This window comes from Aquirufa nivalisilvae (assembly GCF_003143535.1).
Taxonomy (GTDB): domain Bacteria; phylum Bacteroidota; class Bacteroidia; order Cytophagales; family Spirosomataceae; genus Aquirufa; species Aquirufa nivalisilvae.
Genome location: NZ_CP029346.1, coordinates 1316608 through 1337191, shown reverse-complemented (window position 1 = coordinate 1337191; position 20584 = coordinate 1316608). Strand labels below are relative to the sequence as shown.

At 37.0% G+C, this 20584-nt stretch carries 14 protein-coding genes; 6 read left to right on the top strand and 8 right to left on the bottom strand.

Annotation, left to right across the window (positions count from 1 at the left end; all coding sequences use genetic code 11):
* Complete coding sequence (locus HME7025_RS05890; protein WP_226998288.1) at positions 1 to 2613, bottom strand: transglycosylase domain-containing protein; 2613 nt, start codon at positions 2611 to 2613, stop codon at positions 1 to 3.
* A 12-nt stretch (positions 2614 to 2625) separates the two neighbouring features.
* Positions 2626 to 3243, bottom strand: a complete 618-nt coding sequence (locus tag HME7025_RS05885; protein ID WP_130925088.1) for a beta/alpha barrel domain-containing protein — start codon at positions 3241 to 3243, stop codon at positions 2626 to 2628.
* 101 nt (positions 3244 to 3344) lie between these two features.
* Between HME7025_RS05885 and mnmA the strand changes: the two genes are divergently transcribed.
* The 3 genes from mnmA to HME7025_RS05870 all read left to right on the top strand — a co-directional run bounded on the left by mnmA (position 3345) and on the right by HME7025_RS05870 (position 6468).
* Complete coding sequence (gene mnmA, locus HME7025_RS05880) at positions 3345 to 4484, top strand: tRNA 2-thiouridine(34) synthase MnmA (RefSeq protein WP_109325022.1); 1140 nt, start codon at positions 3345 to 3347, stop codon at positions 4482 to 4484.
* On the top strand, positions 4481 to 5413 hold the full coding sequence (locus HME7025_RS05875) for a metallophosphoesterase (RefSeq protein WP_109322737.1): 933 nt from the start codon (positions 4481 to 4483) through the stop codon (positions 5411 to 5413). Before mnmA ends, HME7025_RS05875 begins: the two co-directional genes overlap by 4 nt.
* Positions 5414 to 5601: 188 nt before the next feature.
* Positions 5602 to 6468 carry an AraC family transcriptional regulator gene (locus HME7025_RS05870; RefSeq protein WP_109322736.1) on the top strand — a complete coding sequence of 289 codons (867 nt, stop codon included), beginning with the start codon at positions 5602 to 5604 and terminating at the stop codon, positions 6466 to 6468.
* 230 nt (positions 6469 to 6698) lie between these two features.
* Here HME7025_RS05870 and HME7025_RS05865 read toward each other — a convergent pair whose 3' ends face one another.
* Genes HME7025_RS05865 through HME7025_RS05855 form a run of 3 tightly spaced genes read right to left on the bottom strand, consistent with a single transcriptional unit; the run spans position 6699 to position 12322 of the window.
* Positions 6699 to 7229, bottom strand: coding sequence for a metallophosphoesterase family protein (locus HME7025_RS05865; RefSeq protein WP_109322735.1), 531 nt, complete (start codon positions 7227 to 7229; stop codon positions 6699 to 6701).
* 1 nt (position 7230) lies between these two features.
* Complete coding sequence (locus HME7025_RS05860) at positions 7231 to 8235, bottom strand: zinc dependent phospholipase C family protein (RefSeq protein ID WP_154401938.1); 1005 nt, start codon at positions 8233 to 8235, stop codon at positions 7231 to 7233.
* Entirely contained in the window at positions 8222 to 12322 is a 4101-nt protein-coding gene (locus tag HME7025_RS05855) for a hybrid sensor histidine kinase/response regulator transcription factor (RefSeq protein WP_109322733.1), read from the bottom strand. The genes HME7025_RS05860 and HME7025_RS05855 overlap by 14 nt, the downstream gene beginning before the upstream one ends.
* Before the next feature lie 302 nt (positions 12323 to 12624).
* On the opposite strand from HME7025_RS05855, the gene HME7025_RS05850 reads away from it, so the two are divergent.
* On the top strand, positions 12625 to 13653 hold the full coding sequence (locus HME7025_RS05850) for a GntR family transcriptional regulator (RefSeq protein WP_109322732.1): 1029 nt from the start codon (positions 12625 to 12627) through the stop codon (positions 13651 to 13653).
* A gap of 31 nt (positions 13654 to 13684) precedes the next feature.
* Here the strand turns inward: HME7025_RS05850 and queG are convergent, their stop codons facing one another.
* A complete protein-coding gene (gene queG / locus HME7025_RS05845; protein ID WP_109322731.1) occupies positions 13685 to 14626 on the bottom strand; it encodes a tRNA epoxyqueuosine(34) reductase QueG in 942 nt (313 codons plus the stop codon).
* 100 nt (positions 14627 to 14726) lie between these two features.
* Between queG and HME7025_RS05840 the strand changes: the two genes are divergently transcribed.
* Together HME7025_RS05840 and dnaJ are read left to right on the top strand one after the other, a co-directional pair.
* Positions 14727 to 15251 (top strand): nucleotide exchange factor GrpE, encoded by a 525-nt coding sequence (locus HME7025_RS05840; protein ID WP_109322730.1) that lies wholly within the window; start codon positions 14727 to 14729, stop codon positions 15249 to 15251.
* Between the two features lie 8 nt (positions 15252 to 15259).
* A complete protein-coding gene (dnaJ, locus tag HME7025_RS05835) occupies positions 15260 to 16417 on the top strand; it encodes a molecular chaperone DnaJ (protein ID WP_109322729.1) in 1158 nt (385 codons plus the stop codon).
* A gap of 85 nt (positions 16418 to 16502) precedes the next feature.
* Here dnaJ and HME7025_RS05830 read toward each other — a convergent pair whose 3' ends face one another.
* Together HME7025_RS05830 and pheS are read right to left on the bottom strand one after the other, a co-directional pair.
* Positions 16503 to 19481, bottom strand: a complete 2979-nt coding sequence (locus HME7025_RS05830) for a glycosyltransferase family 117 protein (RefSeq protein ID WP_109322728.1) — start codon at positions 19479 to 19481, stop codon at positions 16503 to 16505.
* Positions 19482 to 19549: 68 nt separating this feature from the next.
* Positions 19550 to 20575 (bottom strand): phenylalanine--tRNA ligase subunit alpha, encoded by a 1026-nt coding sequence (gene pheS / locus HME7025_RS05825; protein ID WP_109322727.1) that lies wholly within the window; start codon positions 20573 to 20575, stop codon positions 19550 to 19552.
* Positions 20576 to 20584 lie beyond the last annotated feature (9 nt).

Below are 20584 nucleotides of genomic sequence, written 5' to 3'. Positions count from 1 at the left end.
TTATTGTGGAGAATGTTGATTGGTATCGGGTGTTTCTGAAGGACTTCCTAATAATGAATTAAGCGAATCCAATTCCGAATCACTGACTTGAAGTGAATCCGGCAATGTACTGTATGAACTTTGACAATTAAAATCTTTTTTGACCACACGTTTATCCAATTTATCAAAAGGCACAGGTTTATAATTGGCCAACAGAGGGTCATTTACCACCTTAATCATAAATCGCTTGTAGATTGGAAGTGCCGTCTTTGAACCTTCACCAAGGGCACCCGTTCGAAAGTGAATAGACCTATCGTCACCACCAACCCAAACACCCGAAATCAAATTATGGGTCATACCAATAAACCAACCATCCGAATGATTGGAGGTTGTTCCTGTTTTTGCTGCAAATGCAGGAGCATATCGGTTATTGGCAGGTAATAATACTTCTCCTTCATTCCACAATAACGAACTCCCCGTTCCACCTTCATACACGACTCCTTCTAACATAGAACGGACCAACTGCGCAGATTCTTTTCGAATAACACGATAGGAAACAGGTTCAAATCGCTGCAAAACTTTGCCATTTTGATCTTTGATCTCTTGAACAATCATGGGTTCAACATGAATACCTTCATTAACAAAAGCGGAATAAGCTCCAATCATTTCATATAATGATACATCAAAAGAACCTAATCCAATGGAAGGAACAGCTTTTAATGGGCTCTTGATACCCATTTTTTGGGCATAGTACATGACCGTATCGGCCCCAACTTCATTTGTTAACCGAGCGGTAATGGAGTTAATGGATTTAGCCAATGCTCGTCGAATGGGCATTGCGGCATAAGAAAATGTACCATCCGCATTGGAAGGACGCCAAATTTTCTTCTCCCCTTTTTCTTCCACTTCTAATTCAAATGGTTCATCGGTCATCATGTAGCAAGGCGACAAATCTTTAGGACCATCAATAGCTGCAGTATAAACAAAGGGTTTAAAGGTTGAACCTGGCTGACGCTTGGATTGCTTGACGTGATCGTATTTGAAATATTTAAAGTCTAATCCTCCTACCCAAGCTTTGATATGACCTGTATATGGATCTAGTGTCATCATACCTGACTGCAAGAAATGCTTATAATATTGAATGGAATCATAAGCACTCATGGTCATTTGTTCTTCTCCCAAAGTAGATCTCGAATAAACCCACATTTTACGCTTAACATTCTTCATGTAATGCAAGACAGAATCAGGATTTTTGGGAAATTTATGTACCAAAGCTTTATAATATTCTGTGCGTTTAGCGACGGTATCAATGAAACCTGGAATTTCTTTACCATGTTCATCTACCCATGGGTTTTGGCCTGTCCAGTGATTATCAAATGTTTTTTGAATGGAACGCATACCTGATTCCACCGCTTGCTCGGCATGAATTTGCATCCTTGAATCAATGGTGGTATAAATTTTCAATCCATCTCGATACAAATCAATCTCCATATCATTGGCTTTTGCCCACTCATTCAAATACTTGGCAATGGCTACTTTAAAATAGTTACCCGTACCATCGTATGGAGATTCTTCATTAGAATGCAATTCAATCGGCATTTTTGCCAAAGAATCATAGGCATTCTTTTTGATATAACCTGCTTTAACCATTTGAGCTAATACCACATTTCGACGCTTCCATGCCCTATTTTGCTCTAAAGGTTTACCTTCATATCGCTTAGGATTATATGTTGTGGTGGCCTTTTGAAGCCCTACTAATATAGCGGCTTCTTGGATGTTCAATGAATCGGGAGAAGTATTGAAATAGGTTTTGGAAGCTACTTTAATACCGTACGCATTATTTCCATAATCTACCGTATTTAAGTACCAAAGGATGATTTCATCTTTTGTATAAAATCTTTCCAATTTGATAGCGGTAACCCATTCCTTTGATTTATAAATCAATTTGCTAAGACCTGGTATATATCCAAACAATCCCGTTTTTGTAAAACTCTTTTTAGTACGTGTTTTGAATAAATTCTTAGCTAATTGCTGAGAAATAGTACTTCCACCTCCCCGATCACCGCCTTTTACTAATCCCACTGCCACTCCAGCCCAAGCTTGAAAATCAATCCCTGTATGCTCATAAAAACGCGCATCTTCTGTGGCCACTAAAGCTTGTACCAAATAAGGAGAAAGTAATTTATAATCACGAATGGGAGTTCTGTTCTCAGCAAAGTACTTACCCAATAAAACGCCATCGGCAGAATAAATTTCGGAAGCTTGAGATAACTTAGGATTTTGCAATTCATCAACACCTGGCATTTCACCGGTCAACCAAAATATATTGGTCTCAATCACAAAAAGGTAAATCAGCACATACATGACCACTTTCCCTGCCACTTTCCACATGGTCACAATAGGTCTGTAATAAGGGGAATTGCGATCTACATGAGCTTCATAATAAGCTTCAACCATTCTCCATTTTGTCCGAAGAAAAAATTGGGTCATGGCCACTTGCCCAACCAACCAAGAATACTTTTTTTCGCCCAGAACACGAGCTAATAAAGGCAATAAAAAAGCAGTTAAACGCTCCAATCCTGTCCAGAAAAGGCTTTTAAGCTGTTGAACGATTGCGCGAATTCGTTGTAGCATAAATGGATTGAATTATTCCGTTTCTAATTTTTCTAAGATACTCATTAAATCCGTAAAATCCCTAAAGCCAGGTCTATCCTCTTGGCCAGCAGTTAGTCCGATACCCTGGATTGAGCTTTGTTCTACCCATTCTTCCAAATCTTCCTCAGGAAGTTCTAATCCTAAAATAACGGGATACTGAGCTGCCCAAGTTTCTATTTGAGCTTCCATTCCCAGTAAGGAATCAGGAGAATCTGCAACCAATAAAAAGTAGTTTACATAAGGAGCTGCAGTCGCAAATAATGCTGGTAAATTATCTGTATCTATGTTTACCCGCATCATTTTAGGAATGTCCAATTCCAATAAACGAGGTAATTGTGCTCGAGAATCCACTTCGATCCAATCAGGAGCATAGTTTTGAACTATTTCTTTCATTTGATCGGCTGAAACTCCTGAAAGTTCAGCTACAACCTCTACCCCACTCAACCAATTCCTTATTTCCTTATATTTATCTAGTGGCATATTATGTAAGGCAAACCCTAACCAATCTACCCCCATGCCTGCACAATAGCGAGCGTCTGAAAGGTTATCAATTGCAGAAACCTTAACACGTGTTTTTAACATCATAATCTCTTCTAAAACAATTGGCAAAACTACGGTTTAGGACGTGAATTACAAATAAAATTGACTTAATGGAGAAATAATTCCCTAAATTGCAGAAAATTTCTGCAGGCTTTGAACCTGAATTGAATATGGAAACAAAAGGACGCGTTCTCGTCGCTATGAGCGGCGGCATTGACAGCTCGGTCGCAGCTGTTTTATTACACGAACAAGGTTACGAAGTCATTGGCATGACCATGAAAACATGGGACTATGCTAGTTCGGGTGGAACTAAAAAAGAAACAGGTTGCTGTTCTTTAGATTCCATTAATGATGCCCGACATATTGCGGTATCCTTGGGATTCCCTCATTATATCCTGGACATCCGCGAAGAATTTGGCGATTCGGTCATTGACTATTTTACTAATGAATATGTGGAAGGCCGTACTCCTAACCCATGTGTCATGTGCAATACACACATCAAATGGGATGCACTTTTGCGTAGAGCAGATCAACTAGGCTGTGATTTCATTGCTACAGGACATTATGCACAAATACGCCAAGAGAATAATCGATATGTGATTTCTAAAGGCGTTGATGCCTTAAAGGATCAAAGTTATGTTTTATGGGGTGTTTCACAGGAGAGCTTGGCTAGAACGATTTTGCCGCTAGGCCATTTAACCAAGCAACGCATCCGTGAAATGGCTACTGAAAGGGGTTTTGTGGACTTAGTCAATAAGTCTGAGAGCTATGAAATCTGTTTTGTGCCTGATAATGATTACCGTGGCTTCCTCAAAAGACGCTTACCTGAATTAAAAGAGGCTGTACAGGGTGGAAACTTCATAGATCAAACTGGTAAAGTCATTGGAAAGCATGAAGGATATCCATTTTATACCATAGGGCAAAGAAAAGGACTTGGAAAAGCCTTTGGTTTCCCCGCTTTCGTAACTGAAATCCGTAAAGAGAGCAATGAAGTAGTCATTGGGAAATTGGAAGATTTGAATCGAACTGGCATGTATGTTGGCCAATTAAATCTTCAGAAATATGCTGAAATTCCTGCTGGTGGCTTAGAAACTATCACTAAAGTTCGATATAAAGATGCTGGCACAGAAGCGCTGATTGAGCAAATAGGTGGTAAAATTAAAGTTACTTTTCACGACGAAGTTTCAGGTATTGCCCCAGGTCAAGCTGCTGTATTTTATGAGGGAGATGATGTGATTGGCGGAGGATGGATTTTAAAATCATTCCAAAAAGGAAGTGTGTTTGAAAATATTCAATCTTTTGAAGTATGAAACAAATAAGTCTAACGGGATTTTTGGTGTTACTATGTTTACAAGTCAACATAGCCCAAACGACCCAAAAGTATCCTAAAGCTGATATTAGTTTTTTAGTAATTGGCGATTTTGGTAGACAAGGTGAGTATCATCAAAAAGAAGTTGCCCAACAAATGTCTCTTACCGGAACAGAAGCTGATATTGACTTCATCATAACTACCGGAGATAATATCTATCCCAAAGGTGTGGCTAGTCCCATGGATCCTATCTGGAAAAGCAGTTTTGAAGATATTTATTTGGGACATAGTCTACATGTTAATTGGTATCCAGTTTTAGGGAATCATGATTATGCTGGCAATCCTCAAGCGGAAATTGAGTATTCTCAAATCAGTAGAAGATGGAATATGCCAGCTCGCTACTATTCCAAAACTTATAAATTATCGGATGGTAGTCAATTGTTGATCGCATTTTTAGATACCTCCCCTTTTGAACTAGGCTATTATCAAGATGAGGATGAACCATTCAGAACTAATGTGGCATCACAAGATACCAGTGCTCAAAAAAAATGGTTTACTGATTTGATGTCAAAATCAAATGCCCAATGGAAAATAGCAGTAGGTCATCACCCTTTGGTAACTTCTGGCCCACGAAAGGATAGGAAAAATCATGTGGCAAACTCGTGGCAAGCCTTAATGGAAAAAGTAGGTGTCGATTTTTATTTGGCAGGGCACGAGCATCATTTGGAATACAATCAACTTAGCCCGAAGCTCCATCATATGATTTCAGGCGCAGGAAGTAAAATAACAGCATTGAAATCCACTGAAAAAGCCAAATTTGCACAATCTGCCAATGGTTTTGCCGCATTTTTCATTCAACCGAAAGTATTGGAATTCCAATTTGTTGATGAATCAGGAAAAACGCTATTCAGTCAACAGATCAAAAAATAAATACCAATATTCATTTAGGTGGCTGATTGTCAAATTACTATTATGACAATAGTCAATTTTTACTGAGAATTTTTTCATGATTAAAGAATTCTTTATCTTTAATCATTGAGCCTATCAAGGTTCAAATATTACCATACTACTATGGTGATTTTAGGATTACGTGTTTCACCTTTTATTGTATTAAGTATTTGAAATTTATTCCTAAAATATCCTTCAAGGAAGACCTGAAATCAGAGGGTTTTGAATGTGTTGATTTGCAAGAATTTTATCATAGAGATTGGTCAAAATTTGAACCTAATACCCCATTCTTTCCACATAGAATAGATTTTTATGTACTTCTAATCATTACTAAAGGATCCGTTAAACATAAGGTTGACTTCCAAGAGTTTTTAGTTAAGGAAAATGAGTGTTTAATTATCTCGCCGAATCAAATACATGAATTAAATTCGGAGTCCGACTACCATGGTTATTTCATATTCTTTACTAAGGAATATTTATTAAACTACTTTACTCCTAGTACATATTTTCATATTTCTCAACTATTCAATTACCACATATTTAAGCCTGTTTATCAATTAGATGAATGTATGATGGATTATGCGGGAAGAGTAGCTTCTGAATATGTGTTCAGCCCCTATGTGCTCAAGAATCAAATTATTTCATCGTTATTTTCCATCATTCTGTACAAGCTTAACAATAGAAACTTATTATTTACAGAAGGTATCACGAAGCAAGGCTTTGAAGTTTTTGAAAAATTTAAAAATTTAATTGAAAGCGAATATTCAAAAAGTAGGAATGTCAATGACTATGCCGAGAAAATGAATATCTCGTACAAACATTTAAATGAAATATCGAAAAGGTTCACGCATCGTACAGCGAAGGAATTTTTAGATGATTACGTCATTCTTGAGATCAAAAGAAAACTCAGTTCAACGACGCTTTCGATTAAGGAGATTTGTTTTGAAACTGGTTTTGATGAACCTACCAATTTCAATAAATACTTCAAGAAATTAACAGGAATTACTCCACTTGAATTTAGATCCAAACTCAGTTAAGGTAACAGATTTACCATCATCAGGCATAAATTAACCTTTTGCCACTTACGAATTTTATTGAATTTTGTCATGTTATAAGTAGAACAAGTTTTCTAATTATGATTTTGGTCAAGACATTATTAATTAATCATATTATTTAATTCGCCTTTTAATTACCAAATCCTGTGTTCATATAATGAGGTGTAAACATTCCGTGTTTACACCTTTCTTTTTTTAGCGCAATCTAAAGTTTAGCCTTCCAGCATTTCTTTAGGCACTTTTCTATTTCGTTCCATTTGAATGATTTCAACATCATAAATTCTGGATCCATCTATTTTCAATTGAATAGCCGTCTGAATCGGATGAAATCCATGCTGTCCGGCTGCACCTGGATTTATAAAAAGCATGTTATTTCGCTTGATATCTCGTTTAACTTGTAAAATATGGGAATGACCACAAACAAAAATCTGAGGAATACCCTTTGAAAAAGCCTCGTAAGCATCGGGTTTATAAGAGGAAGGTGCTCCAGCTATATGCGTCATAGCTATATTAACTTCTTCACAACGAAACCGCATGATTTTGGGATACATATTGCGGATAGTTCTATCATCAATATTTCCATAAACTCCAGCAATAGGCTTTTTGTAAGCGATTAATTGATCTGCCAACTGAACAGATCCCCAATCTCCTGCATGCCAAATCTGATCACAGTCTTGTAAATGAGGCTCCAATCTTGGATCTAAATAGGAATGTGTATCTGAAATAATCAATATTTTCTTCACACTACTCTGCCCTTTTGTTTTTTAAAGAGATTAATAATTTATCTGTAATCAAGGTATTGGCAAGCCATGCTTTTTTCTCACCTTGAAATGCTGCCATTAATTCTTGGTTTACTTTAGGGTCAGCTTTAACCCAAGCAGGAGAACCTGCATCTTTGTAGGCAGAATACCAAAATGATGCCACTCGATGAGCCGAAACCATCATTCTATCTTGCACCTTCGCTCCCAATTTATTGCCATAGGTTTGAATGAATTCTTTGGTGTAGTAATTTAATGTTCTTCCGTTTCTAACTACTTGCATATGCTTTTTATCAACACCAATAGCCAATGTGACATCCTTTTCCACTTGAAATAGTTCTGGTAACATGGCATGTGATTCCAACAAAATTTCAAAGATAAAATCTTGAGGTTTAGCAATATACATCAATGGCTTAGCTTGATACGACGCTAAATTATATTGCGCTAATTGTTCTTCAGGCACTAAGGTCTCCCACAAAACATGTAAACCTTTCTGCCCTGTTAATTGGCCATCGTGATTTTTAGTTGTGTGCAAGGGAACATGAGCATCTGCCACATAATGACCTAAATCAGCTGCATAAAACAACACAGAATCTTTCATTTCCTTTTTGAAAGCATTCACTAATCGTCCATAAACTCGAACTACTTCCCAGGGTACTAAGCCTTCTTTACGAAGTGAATCTAGGCCATATTTGGCAACTGCAGCAGCATAGTCGTGAGGAATAGCCGTTTTAAAATTAGCTCCAAATAAATCTGCATCCATATCTAAATAATGTTTCGCCTCTTCCAATTTATCTTCGTTTCGACGAACATCTGGTCGAATGGATTGATTGACCAAATAATCTTGATTTGCATAAAAATAGGCTCCTAAAGGCTCAGGTAAGGCATAAATGGATATTTGCTGTAAGGTTTTATGCGCCAAAAATCCCCAAGAAGTTATCAATAGAGTGATTGGAATAATGAATAAAAAGTAATACTTAGGATTTTTCATCTTGGATTTGTTGAATGAATGATTTGGGAGATTTTCCATATTGTTTTTTAAAGGCACGCGTAAAGTAAGCTGGATCATTAAATCCCACTTGATAAGCAATTTCGGATATATTGTATTCTGAATTTTCTAATAATAATTTGGCTTGTTGCAATCGAATGGAACGTATAAACTCATTTCCTGCTAGGGATGTTAAGTTCTTTAGTTTACGATACAATTGCATTTTGCTCATATCCAATCCTTTTTCCAAATCATCCACATCAAATTCGGCTTCCGAAAGGTGATCAATGACCAATTGAGTAGCTTTTTGTAAAAACGGGTCTTCATAGACAGGAAGTTTACCTTCTGTTAGACCTTGCTGTATCATTTGCATTTGCCAGTTTTTCCTCATTCGTTCCTTGGTCTCCAGCAACTTATTCACCCGAATTTCTAAAATATCGGCATTAAATGGTTTGGAAACAAAATCATCTGCCCCAGCTTGCATACCTTCTATCTGGCTTTCATGAGAACTTTTAGAAGTTAAAATCAACAAAGGAATGTGATTCGTTTTTGGATTTTGTCGTAAGGCTCTACACAGATTCACACCACTCATTCCAGGCATCATCCAGTCGGTAATTAATACATCAGGAATAAACTTCAATGCAATTTCCAAAGCTTCTTCTCCCCTTTCAGCTTGAATAATTTGGAATCGATTCTTGAAAATATCGGAGATAAACAGACGCATTTCTGCATGATCATCCACCACCATCAAAATTTGTTTTTCTTGTTCTATTTCTAGCTCATTTGTTTTCTTAATAGCTGAAAGAGGCTCTTCATTAGAGAAAACAGGATATGCATGTATCCAAGATGAATCATAGTCATTTTTCGTCACCTTAAATTCAAAACTGAAATCACTTCCCTTGCCCAGTTCGCTCGTAACATCGATTTTACCCAAATGCAGTTCCATAAGTTCCTTGCAAAGAGATAAACCAACCCCAGTGCCAACACGGCCAATCGAATCAGGAACTTGATAAAAGCGATTAAATATATGAGGCAAATGAGTCGAGTCTATTCCTTTACCCGTATCCATCACATGGATTTTCACCACCTGAACTTCCTCTGAATCCGCTTTGAATTGTTTAGCCAAATCCATTTTAACCGCTATCGTTCCATCCTCAGGCGTATGTTTGAATGCATTTGACAGTAAATTACTAATACATTTTTCGATAATGTCTGCGTCATAATAGACGAATAAGGATTCCATAGGAGCAGTCCATTTCAACTTAATCTGCTTTTGCACAGCATAAGTCTCGAAGCCTTGTAGAATTCCATTCACTTGCAAAATCAAATCATGCTGAGCAATCACAGGTTGTTGTTTTCCCGCTTCAATTTTCGACAAATCCAATAATTGATTAATCAGATGTAATAGCTTTTGCGCATTTTGATAAATGGATAAAATTCTGGACTTCTGCTCTTTATTAGCTTGGGTATTATTTAAAAAATACTTTTCTAAAGGACTGATAATCAAAGTCAAAGGTGTCCTTAATTCATGTGATATATTAGTAAAGAAATGAGTTTTTACTTGTTCCAATTCACGAATGCGTTCTTTCTCTATTTCCTTCATTCGAAGGTCCGTTTTAAAGGCCTCTCGGATTCTTACTTCCCTCATAAAACCTAATATCATCCCTAAAAGCAAGAAAGTATAAAGTCCATAGGCCCACCAAGTTCGATACCATGGGGGTAATACGGTAATGCTTAATTCAAAAGGTTTTTCTCCCCAAACTCCATCAGAATTCGTCGCCTTTACTTTGAATGTATAGTCTCCTGGATTTAAATTGGTATAAGTAGCTGTTCGCTGAGTTCCTACCTCATTCCATTCCTTATCAAATCCTTCTAAATAATAGGCATAGCGGTTATTTTTAGGTCTTTGATATTCTAAAGCCACGAAGTCTAAACTGAATACTGTTTGATCAGGTTGAAGAATTAAGTGTTTGGTTTGCAGGATATCCTTATCTAAGGGTGAGTTTTCATCCCCCACTTTCACGGGTTTATTAAATATTTTCAATCCCGTCAAATAAATAGGAGGAATATCCATTTTCATCCTCAAACTATCCGCCTTGATGAAATTAAGGCCATTGGCTCCACCAAAGAACAACCAATCTTTGCTATTTTGACTATATGCTTGAGCTAAAAATTCTTTTCCTTGAAGACCATCTAATTCATCAAAATTGACAAATTTGAGTGTTTTAGAATTCATTTTGGAAATACCTCCATTGGTACTTATCCACAAATTCCCCTGCTTATCTTCCATCATACTTCTTAAAGTATTAGAAGCTAAACCATCAGCTACAGTAAAGTTTCTAAATCCCTTGCCCGGACCAAGAAATAAATGCAGCCCTCCACCATTGGTCAACACCCATATTCGCTTATTTCGATCTTGAAATATTTTAGTGATATTATTATATCGAATACCATTAGCCGATTCATTTTTATCAATGTGGGTTAATTGTTGGGTGGCGATGTTGTAGATATAAATACCAAAACCCGTTGTCCCAATCCAAATTTGCTTATTATCCAACACTAATAGACTCGAAATATTCTTTGTACCGAAATTCTTAATTCCTAAAGCTGGATATGGAATTCGATACTTCTTGCTAGGTATATCAAATTCTATCACTCCTAAGCCTGCCGTGCCTAGAAGTAATTTATCTCCCATCAAATTCATGGCAGTTAAATTGGCTGCACGGTTACCCAATTGATATGGATAGGCCACTTGCTTTCTCTGTGGTGTCAAATTTATTAATCCATGTCCCCAAACTCCAATCCATAGATTTCCTTCTGAATCCGACTGCAATAAACTCACATCAAAATCAGCCACAGGATTTAATTTGTTAACTCCTGCATTATTAACAATATGCTCTATTTTACCAGTTTTATAATTAAAATACGAAAGCCCAACGTTCAGTCCAATCCAAACTCCATTAGGATCAGTTTTACTAGCACTAATTGCGGTTACTTTGTTACTTAATAAACCTTGCAAGGTATTGGGTTTGTACCTAAGAATAGAAAAGCGTGGTTTCTGATAAAAAGCAATATTTAAACCTGCTTCCCAAGTACCTACCCAAGTATTTAAATTGGCATCCGTAAATAAACTTGTTACAGAAAAAGAGCTAATCCCTAAATCTGGATCTGGATTAGACGAAATTTGATAATAAGACGAAAAATCTTCTTTTTTCAATACATAAACACCATTGTCAGTACCTATCCATAAATTGTGATAAGCATCTTTGGTTAAGCTGGTAACGATGTTTTGCCGACTTAAAGGATTCTGCGAATTAAAAAAGACACGTGTAAAGTGTTGATTTTGAGGATTAAAGCGAAACAAGCCTCGCCCTTCAGTCCCAACTAAAATGTCTCCATTGGAGGCTTCATTAATTACCCTTACCCGATAATCCGGTGTATTATTGTTTTCGGCCAATTTAAATGGCAAATAGGATCTGGGTCCTAGTCGAGAGATAAGCAATCCTGTACGAGTACCAAACCAAATTGACCCCTTAGAATGTCGATAAATCCTCACAACATCAGCCATCATGGGATTTTTCACATCTGATTCTTTGGCAATCAACTTGTTTTCTCGAGTATCATAAACTAAAATCCCTAGGCCTGTAGCAGAAACCATGACCCGATGATTTCCCAAATTCAAAATGGAAGAAACTGTCATCGAAGAGAAATCTTCCCCATTAGGACCTTTGGAAAAACGATACACTTTACCTGAAGCTAGATCTATTTTATTTAATCCAGCATTACGTGTACCTGTCCACATATTCCCTTCGTCATCTTCACACATGGTGAAAATATCGCTACCACTTAAGGTTGTTGAATCTGAAGGATCACTTCTAAATACAACGAAATTATTTCCATCATATCGGTTCAAACCATCTGAAGTGGCAAACCACAGAAACCCTTTCTTATCTTGAATGATTTTTGAAATGGTACTTTGAGACAAACCTGAAGCGGTAGTCAAGCGCTCATATCGTTGACTTTTCTGAGCCAAGAGTAGTAGACTGGCTCCGAAAAACAAAATCAAGAAAAGGCTAATTTGTCGTTTCAAAGGATGAAGAAATCAGAAAAATAAAAACTAAAATTAGAAAATTATTCCTGAATCCTGAGCTGATTTATCCCTTAATGAAATAAAAGCTTAACAGATAATTTGACTCAAAAAGCTTATTTAAAGGCGATTTTTCCCTTTAAAATCTTTCAAAACGCTATTTCTGCAAGATATATCCTGATATATGAAAGATTTGTCCTAAAGTATCCAAGCATTCGAACTTAATTTTGAGCACGTTTAAAGACAAAATAATTTAGTTTTTATCCTAAACGCCTCTCCATTATAAAATTTATCTGAATCAAATTATGAATAAATCATTTGTTTCGTTTTCTGGCAAAAATTTTGACAATAAGTTGCCGAAATACCAGCAATTAATTAATTCACTTCTACAAGATATCGAGATGGGAGAATTGAAGCCCGGTGAGCGCCTTCCATCCATTAATGAAGCTTCAGAAGAATGTTATTTATCTCGTGATACCGTAGAAAGAGCTTATACGGAATTACATAAAATGGGAGCAATAACTTCCATCTTTAGAAAAGGTTATTTCATTTCAAATTCTTCCTCGAAACTAAAAACCAAAGTGATGTTTTTAGTTGGAAAAATTACCGATACCAATAAAGCAATTTTCAATTCTTTCAACGAAGCAGTTGGCAAAAACGTTTTAGTAGATATTTTCACCTATCAATATAAGACGCGTCAGTTTCAAGAGATCTTAGGTCAACAATTAGGCAATTACCATTATTATGTCATTATGCCTCATTTGATCGAAGAGGAAGAAGAAAACATCAAATGCCTAAAAAAGATTGCTGGAGATAGATTGATCTTATTAGACCAGCAGTTTGAAAGTATGCAAAATACTCATGCGAGTATTGTTTGTCATCCTAAATCACAAATCATTCAAGAGTTTACCAACCATACAAACCTGTTTCAAAAATACCGTTGCTTGAATCTCGTATTAACTGAAGAAGAATACTTCGATGCGGAATTTATCAATGGCTGTGGAGATTTCTGTGAATCCATTAATATGGATTTTAAAGTATTGGATGGTCTGGACGGAGAAGAATTAAACCAAGGCGAAGTGTACTTCACTTTAGATGATTCCGACTTAATTCAGGCCATCAAATACGCAGATAATCAAAACTGGAAGCTAGGACAAGACATAGGAATCATATCCTACAATGATCAAGGATATAAAGAAATATTATCAGGTGGAATCACGGTACTTTCCAATCAACCTGAAAAAATCGGTCGAAGAGCGGCTGCACTCATTGGAGAAAGCTATAAGACTACGGAAGAAATTGATCTAGAATTGATCGTAAGACTATCACTTTAGGGTTTAATTTTGTGGAAACGGGTCATGAAATTCATGACTCGTTTTTTTTGTTTATATACTGAATATTTCTTTGTAAGCCTGTTATTTTAGTACGTTTGATGGCTGAATAATGAAATAATTCTTTAAATACCTCTTCCGACAAATCCTCCCAATCACCTCTCTCCATCTCTAAAAAAGTCAATTTCGCTTCTAATCTCGGTTCTTGATGTGGTGTGGAAAATCGGTTCCATGGACAGACATCTTGGCAAATATCACATCCAAAGATCCAATCCTGAAAATCGGATTTCATCGAAGCAGGAATACCTTCCTTTAATTCAATGGTGAAATATGAAATGCATTTAGATCCATCCACCCAATAAGGTGTTAGCGCTTCTGTTGGACATGCATCAATACAACGGGTACATGTACCACAAAAATCTTTGATAGGTCCATCTGGTTCTGCAGGTATGTCAATGAGCAATTCTGCAATGAAATAGAAACTCCCCTGTTTGGGAATAATTAAGTTGCCATTTTTCCCAATCCATCCTAAGCCCGATTTTTTTGCCCAAGCTTTTTCTAATACAGGAGCCGAATCAACAAACATCCTGCCAGAAATTTCTCCTAAATCCTCCTGCATTGCATCCCATAAGACTTGCATCTTATCTTTAACTACCCGGTGATAATCCTCTCCAAAAGCATACTTAGATACCTTAAAATGATGATTTAATGGAGTTAAAGATGGACTTGGATAATAGTTAAAAACTAATGAAACAACCGTTTGACAACCTTCCACTAATTTTCTTGGGTCTAAACGCTTATCAAAATGATTCGCCATATAGGCCATTTCTCCTTGTAGACCTTGATTTAACCAAGCTTCCAATCTAGGGGCTTCTTCATCCAGAAAGTCGGCCTTGGATATCCCACAAAAGGAGAAACCTGCTTCAAAGGCTCGTTTTTTAATCAAAGAAGAAACTTGTTTGGAATCTAGTGTCATATTCCTAAAATTACGAAGATGCCTTATCTCTGCCAAACTGTCATAAAATACTTTTTGGCTTATGATTTGTGTGGCTATGAAAGCGTATTAATTTTGCCTTATGAAAAAGAAAGAAAACGAGAATAATTTAGAGGAAGAGAAAATCCAATCCGAAAATCAGGAAAATTTGACAGATAACGAAGGGACAGAAACACAAGAGACTCCTACGGATGAGTTGGCCGAAATGAAGGAAAAATACCTTCGCTTGTATTCAGACTTTGAAAATTTCAGAAAGCGAACAGCTAAAGAGAAAGTAGAATTAATCCAAACAGCCTCAGCTGGTTTGATTGTTGATTTACTACCGGTCATCGATGATTACGAACGCGCTCTAGCCAATGCGCCTGAAGGTGAAATCTCTGAAGGAATTCAATTAATTTTTGCCAAAATCAACTCAGTCCTACAATCAAAAGGCTTAAAAGAACTTCCTGCTAAAGGAGAAACTTTTGATGCAGAGATACATGACTGCATTACCCAATTTGCAGCACCTACAGAAGCTGATAAAGGGAAAGTGATTGAGGTTATAGAAAAAGGATATACACTACATGAAAAGGTCATCCGCTTTGCGAAAGTGGTGGTTGGTAATTAATAACAAAAATGGCTCAAAAAAGAGATTATTACGAGGTATTGGGAGTAGCTAAAACAGCTTCTGAGGAGGAGATTAAGAAGGCGTATCGTAAGATGGCCATCAAATACCATCCAGACAAAAACCCAGATAACAAGGAAGCAGAAGAGAAATTCAAAGAAGCGGCAGAAGCTTATGAAGTTTTAAGCAATGCGCAGAAAAAAGCTCAATATGACCGATTTGGACATGCTGGTATGGGTGGAGCTGCAAGTGGAGGATTCAATGGAGGTAATATGAACATGGAAGATATCTTCTCTAATTTTGGAGATATCTTTGGCGATGAAAGCCCATTTGGCAGCTTTTTCTCTGGAGGCAGAGGTGGCGGAGGAAGACGCCAACGTAAAGGTTCTGACTTACGTATTAAGCTAAAGCTAAATTTAGAAGAGATTGCCAATGGTGTTGAGAAGAAAATCAAAGTTAAACGCCATGTAGCTTGTAAGACCTGCTCTGGAAATGGTTCCAAGGACGGTACCGACTTAAAGACCTGTCAAACTTGTCAAGGTTCAGGTCAGGTTCGTCGTGTTCAACAAACTATGTTAGGGCAAATGGTGACTTCATCAACTTGTCCTACCTGTAGTGGAGAAGGCAAGAGCGTTGGAGCTAAATGTGACGTATGCTTTGGTGAAGGTCGTGTATTAGAAGAAGAAATCATCCCAATCAAAATTCCTGCTGGCGTATCCAATGACATGCAATTGTCAATGAATGGTAAGGGAAATGTTCCCCCTCGTGGTGGTGTAGCGGGTGATTTATTAATTGTGATTGAAGAAGAAGCGCATGATGTATTACATCGCGATGGCAACAATATCATTTATGATTTATATGTCAGCTTTGCGGATGCAGCTTTAGGTACCTCGGTTGAGGTTCCTACGATCGGAGGTAAAGCTAAAATCAATTTAGAGGCAGGAACTCAAAGCGGCAAAATTCTTCGCTTAAAAGGCAAAGGAATCAAAGAATTAAATGGTTACCATGTTGGCGACCAATTGGTTCATGTGAATATCTGGACTCCTAAGCAATTAACTAAAGAAGAAACCGAAATCTTGGAGAAATTAAGAAGCTCGGAAAATTTTGCTCCTCAACCAGGAAAATCTGACAAAGGATTCTTCCATAAAGTTCGAGATATGTTTAGTTAGAAATAACTAATACAGGTAAATAAAACGAAGAAAGGCTTGAATCATCAAGCCTTTCTTCGTTTACAAGGAATAATCAATCTCGTGTTTATCCATTAATTCGGGTAACCTGCTTATTGAAAATCTCTTCCAACTCCTTGTATTTAGCTGGATTTACTTTTGATTCCTTGAAAGCCGAAACAATCAAATTCATTTCATAAAATGCAATCTGAATATCCCGATCATGTGAACGAATATTATCTTCAGAGAAATAATAATCAATCGCCTTAGAATTACGCTTAATAATGGTATTTGCCATACTTAAAGCCTTAGCTTCATCACCAATCTCCAAATACAATCCAACGGAACTAGCTGAGAACTGATCGTATGGAATTACTTTATTAGGCATTACCTTATCCAAATAATCCAATACTTGCTTAGCCTTTGGCAAATTACCTTCACGAATCAACTGATCTGCTAAACGATAAACTCCTAAACGAGCAGTTACACTAGGAATCCCTAGATAAAAATCGCCATGATAGTAAATCTTCTCATCATTTAAACCTCTCCAATACATTTTATTCAAGAAGTTATCCGCCATGATTTTTGTATTCACGAAACCATCTTTAGCTCCTGGAATCTTGAAAGGCATCAAACGATACGCATAACCTTCTAATTGCATACTTTCTTTCAATCCTAAATATTGGTCATTAGGTAAGGTAGAAGCAAAATATATGGGGCGCTTCCATCCTGCTTTCGCATTGTTGGAAATAACTTCCAATTGAATCAACTCTCCTTTGAAAATATTTTTACCTGGTAGCTTCCATCCAATGCTGGTGCTCAAGAATGGTGTAAACTCTTTAGGAAACCAATTACTAGCCGCAATTTCCGTTGGATTAACAGGTATAACCAATGAATCTGATGGGAATGTATTAATCATATCTCCCGACTGAGTCTGCGCCTGAATTCTTGGGTCGTTTTTATGTAATAAATCCAAATAATCGGGTAATGACATTCCTTTGATATTCGGATTACCATTATACATAATTTGATCATTAACACCCTCCAAAAATTGATCTTTCGTTAACTCGATTGGCAAGGGCATTGACTGGTAAGTTTGACGCTTCATTTGATCAATGTACCAATCAGTTCCTAATAAAGATAAGTTACATACACGAACGTCTGTTCTGAAGCCTTCTACCTCTTGTACATACCAAAGAGGGAAAGTGTCATTATCACCTCCAGTAAATAGAATGGCATTAGGAGCACAACTATTCAATAGATTTTTAGCAAAGTCAATTTGGTGATATCTACCACTTCTATCATGATCATCCCAGTTTTGCTGAGCCATAATCAATGGGGCAGAAAGCCCAAATACAGCTAATAATGACCACTTTAACTGCGGGCTACGGACAATCTTTGTCAGCCAATCGCCAATTTGCATAACACCCAAACCAGCCCAAATAGCCATAAAATAAAAGGATCCTACATAAATATAATCCCTTTCACGAGGTTCTACAGGCGGAGAATTCAAATAGACTACTAATGCCACCCCACTGAGAACAAACATTAAAATGGTTATCAAGAAATCCTTTTCATTTTTACTATACAATAAGTAAAAACCTAAGAAAACCAGAATCAGTGGCAAAAAGAAATAGTTATTTCTAGCTTTATTATTGGCTAAATTATCTGGTAATTTGGACGAATCTTGAAATGGGTTAATAGCCCAGGCATCTTGGTAATCACTTTCTCTTCCCAAGAAATTCCAAAGCAAATAACGCATGTACATATGCCCCACCTGATGCGTAAACATAAAGCGTAAATTATCCCCAAAACTAGGTTTTTGTCCTGCAGGAATACCCAACATTTCTTGGTACAAGGCCACATGCTGAGGTGAATTGCTATAAACACGAGGCAACAACATTTGCTGGTCCTTCTGGTAAACGTATTCAGGCTTGTAGGTATAGACTTCGTATTTACCGTCTTTCAACTTGTAAACTGGCTCACCTTGTTTAAATTCTTCAATTTCAGCCGTATACACAGGACCATAAAGTAAAGAACGCTCACCATATTGCTCTCTTTTCAAATACTTCAAGAAGTTCAAAATATTACTAGGATCATTTTCATTGATCGGAGGATTATAACCTGAACGTACTAATGCCACGGTGTACGTGGAATAACCAATCATCAAGAAAACAAAAGAGAATAATGCAATATTTAATACCTCTTTACCTTTGGCATACGAATAACGAATACCAAAGACTACGGCTAAAATGACTAAAAATAAGAAAAATAAAGCTCCACTACCATTACTTAGTCCCAACGAATTCACAAAGAATAATTCAAACTTGAACGCGATGGAAGGTAAACCAGGAATGATTCCTGAGTTAATAATCGCCAATATTATCAATCCAACAAACATGGCGATAAAACCGCCTTTGTAAGTAGGTTTAGCTTCACGCTTGAAATAATATAAAATAGCTAAGGCTGGTAAAGTCACCAAGTTCAATAAATGGACACCAATGGATAGACCAACCAAATAGGCAATAAATAACAACCAGCGATTTGCCTCAGCACGATCTTCTACCAATTCCCAACGGAACGCAGCCCAAACTACGATGGCTGTAAAGAATGACGACATGGCATATACTTCTGCTTCAACAGCAGAAAACCAGAAAGAATCAGAGAATGTATAAATTAAGGAACCTACTACACCTGAAAACAATAAGGTATAGGTTTCGGGCTTCGATAATTCTTCAAATGACTTATTAATAACCTTACGACCAATCATCACGATGGTCCAATGCATAAATAAAATAGTCAATGCACTACTTAGCACCGAAAGCATGTTTACCCAAAAGGCAACTCGACTCACATCACCTAGGGCTAATAGGGAAAACATACGACCTAACAATAGGAATAAAGGTGCTCCAGGAGGGTGAGGAACCTGCAATTTATAGGAACAGGCGATGAATTCTCCACAATCCCAAAAAGAAGCAGTTGGCTCAACGGTTAGCGTATACGTAACTAAAGCAATAGCAAATACTGCCCAACCAGTTAGGTTATTTAAGCGTTTAAAATTCATCATATTTTAGAAATTAAAATCAAATGTACAGGGATTCATCCTGTCAAAAAAAAGCTTTCTGTTAAGAGTTGTTAATTGAATTGCCTTAAAAAGCGAACGTCATTTTCAGTAAATAAGCGCAAATCCTTGATTTGATATTTCAACATGGTGATGCGTTCAATTCCCATTCCGAATGCAAATCCATTGTATTTCGTTGAATCAATACCTACGTTTTCTAAAACGTTAGGATCCACCATACCCGCTCCTGCAATTTCTACCCAACCCGCCTGCTTACATACATTACAACCTTCTCCTTTACACAATAGACAAGTAATATCCATTTCTGCACTTGGTTCAGTAAATGGAAAGTAAGACGGACGAAAACGTACTTTCGTATCCTTGCCAAACATTTCTTTGGCAAAATGATACAATGTATCTTTTAAGTCCTTGAAACTTACTTTTTCATCCACATACAATCCTTCCACTTGATGGAAAAGACAATGCGCACGTGCAGAAATAGCCTCATTACGGTATACTCGGCCTGGCATAACGGATCGAATAGGCGGTTTTTGATGTTGCATCAATCGGATTTGTACGTTGGAAGTATGTGTCCTTAATAAAACATCATCTTGTATTTCGCCAGCTCCTTTTTCAATAAAAAAAGTATCCTGCATTTCTCTTGCAGGGTGATTTGCTGGAAAATTTAAAGCCGTGAAATTGTAGAAATCCGTTTCGATTTCTGGACCATCTGAAACAGAGAATCCCATCCGATTGAAGATTTCCAAAATTCGGCTACGAACTAAAGTCAAAGGATGTAAAGTACCTTGCTGAACAGGGCTAGATACCGTCAAATCCGAAGGAATTTCAAAGCTAGACTTAGCATCAGCAAATGATTCCTGCGCTTGATTAAACTTATTTTCAGCTAGATTTTTTAATTGATTTAAGGCTTGTCCAACCTCTCTCCTATTTTCAGCAGGTACATCTTTTAAGCCATCAAATAAACTGGCTAATCGACTTTTACGACCCACAAATTGAATTCGGAATTGCTCTACTTCAGATTCATTGGAAATGACAAAAGCCTCAATTTCTTCCTGAATCACCTTTATTTGTTCATTCATTCAAAAAAA

What these genes read in the sequence shown, in the direction of transcription:
- HME7025_RS05860 (WP_154401938.1), bottom strand. Translation starts at nt 8,235, where the DNA reads ATGAAAAATCCTAAGTATTACTTTTTATTCATTATTCCAATCACTCTA.
- HME7025_RS05830 (WP_109322728.1), bottom strand. Translation starts at nt 19,481, where the DNA reads ATGATGAATTTTAAACGCTTAAATAACCTAACTGGTTGGGCAGTATTT.
- queG (WP_109322731.1), bottom strand. Translation starts at nt 14,626, where the DNA reads ATGACACTAGATTCCAAACAAGTTTCTTCTTTGATTAAAAAACGAGCC.
- pheS (WP_109322727.1), bottom strand. Translation starts at nt 20,575, where the DNA reads ATGAATGAACAAATAAAGGTGATTCAGGAAGAAATTGAGGCTTTTGTC.
- HME7025_RS05850 (WP_109322732.1), top strand. Translation starts at nt 12,625, where the DNA reads ATGAATAAATCATTTGTTTCGTTTTCTGGCAAAAATTTTGACAATAAG.
- HME7025_RS05890 (WP_226998288.1), bottom strand. Translation starts at nt 2,613, where the DNA reads ATGCTACAACGAATTCGCGCAATCGTTCAACAGCTTAAAAGCCTTTTC.
- HME7025_RS05875 (WP_109322737.1), top strand. Translation starts at nt 4,481, where the DNA reads ATGAAACAAATAAGTCTAACGGGATTTTTGGTGTTACTATGTTTACAA.
- dnaJ (WP_109322729.1), top strand. Translation starts at nt 15,260, where the DNA reads ATGGCTCAAAAAAGAGATTATTACGAGGTATTGGGAGTAGCTAAAACA.
- mnmA (WP_109325022.1), top strand. Translation starts at nt 3,345, where the DNA reads ATGGAAACAAAAGGACGCGTTCTCGTCGCTATGAGCGGCGGCATTGAC.
- HME7025_RS05840 (WP_109322730.1), top strand. Translation starts at nt 14,727, where the DNA reads ATGAAAAAGAAAGAAAACGAGAATAATTTAGAGGAAGAGAAAATCCAA.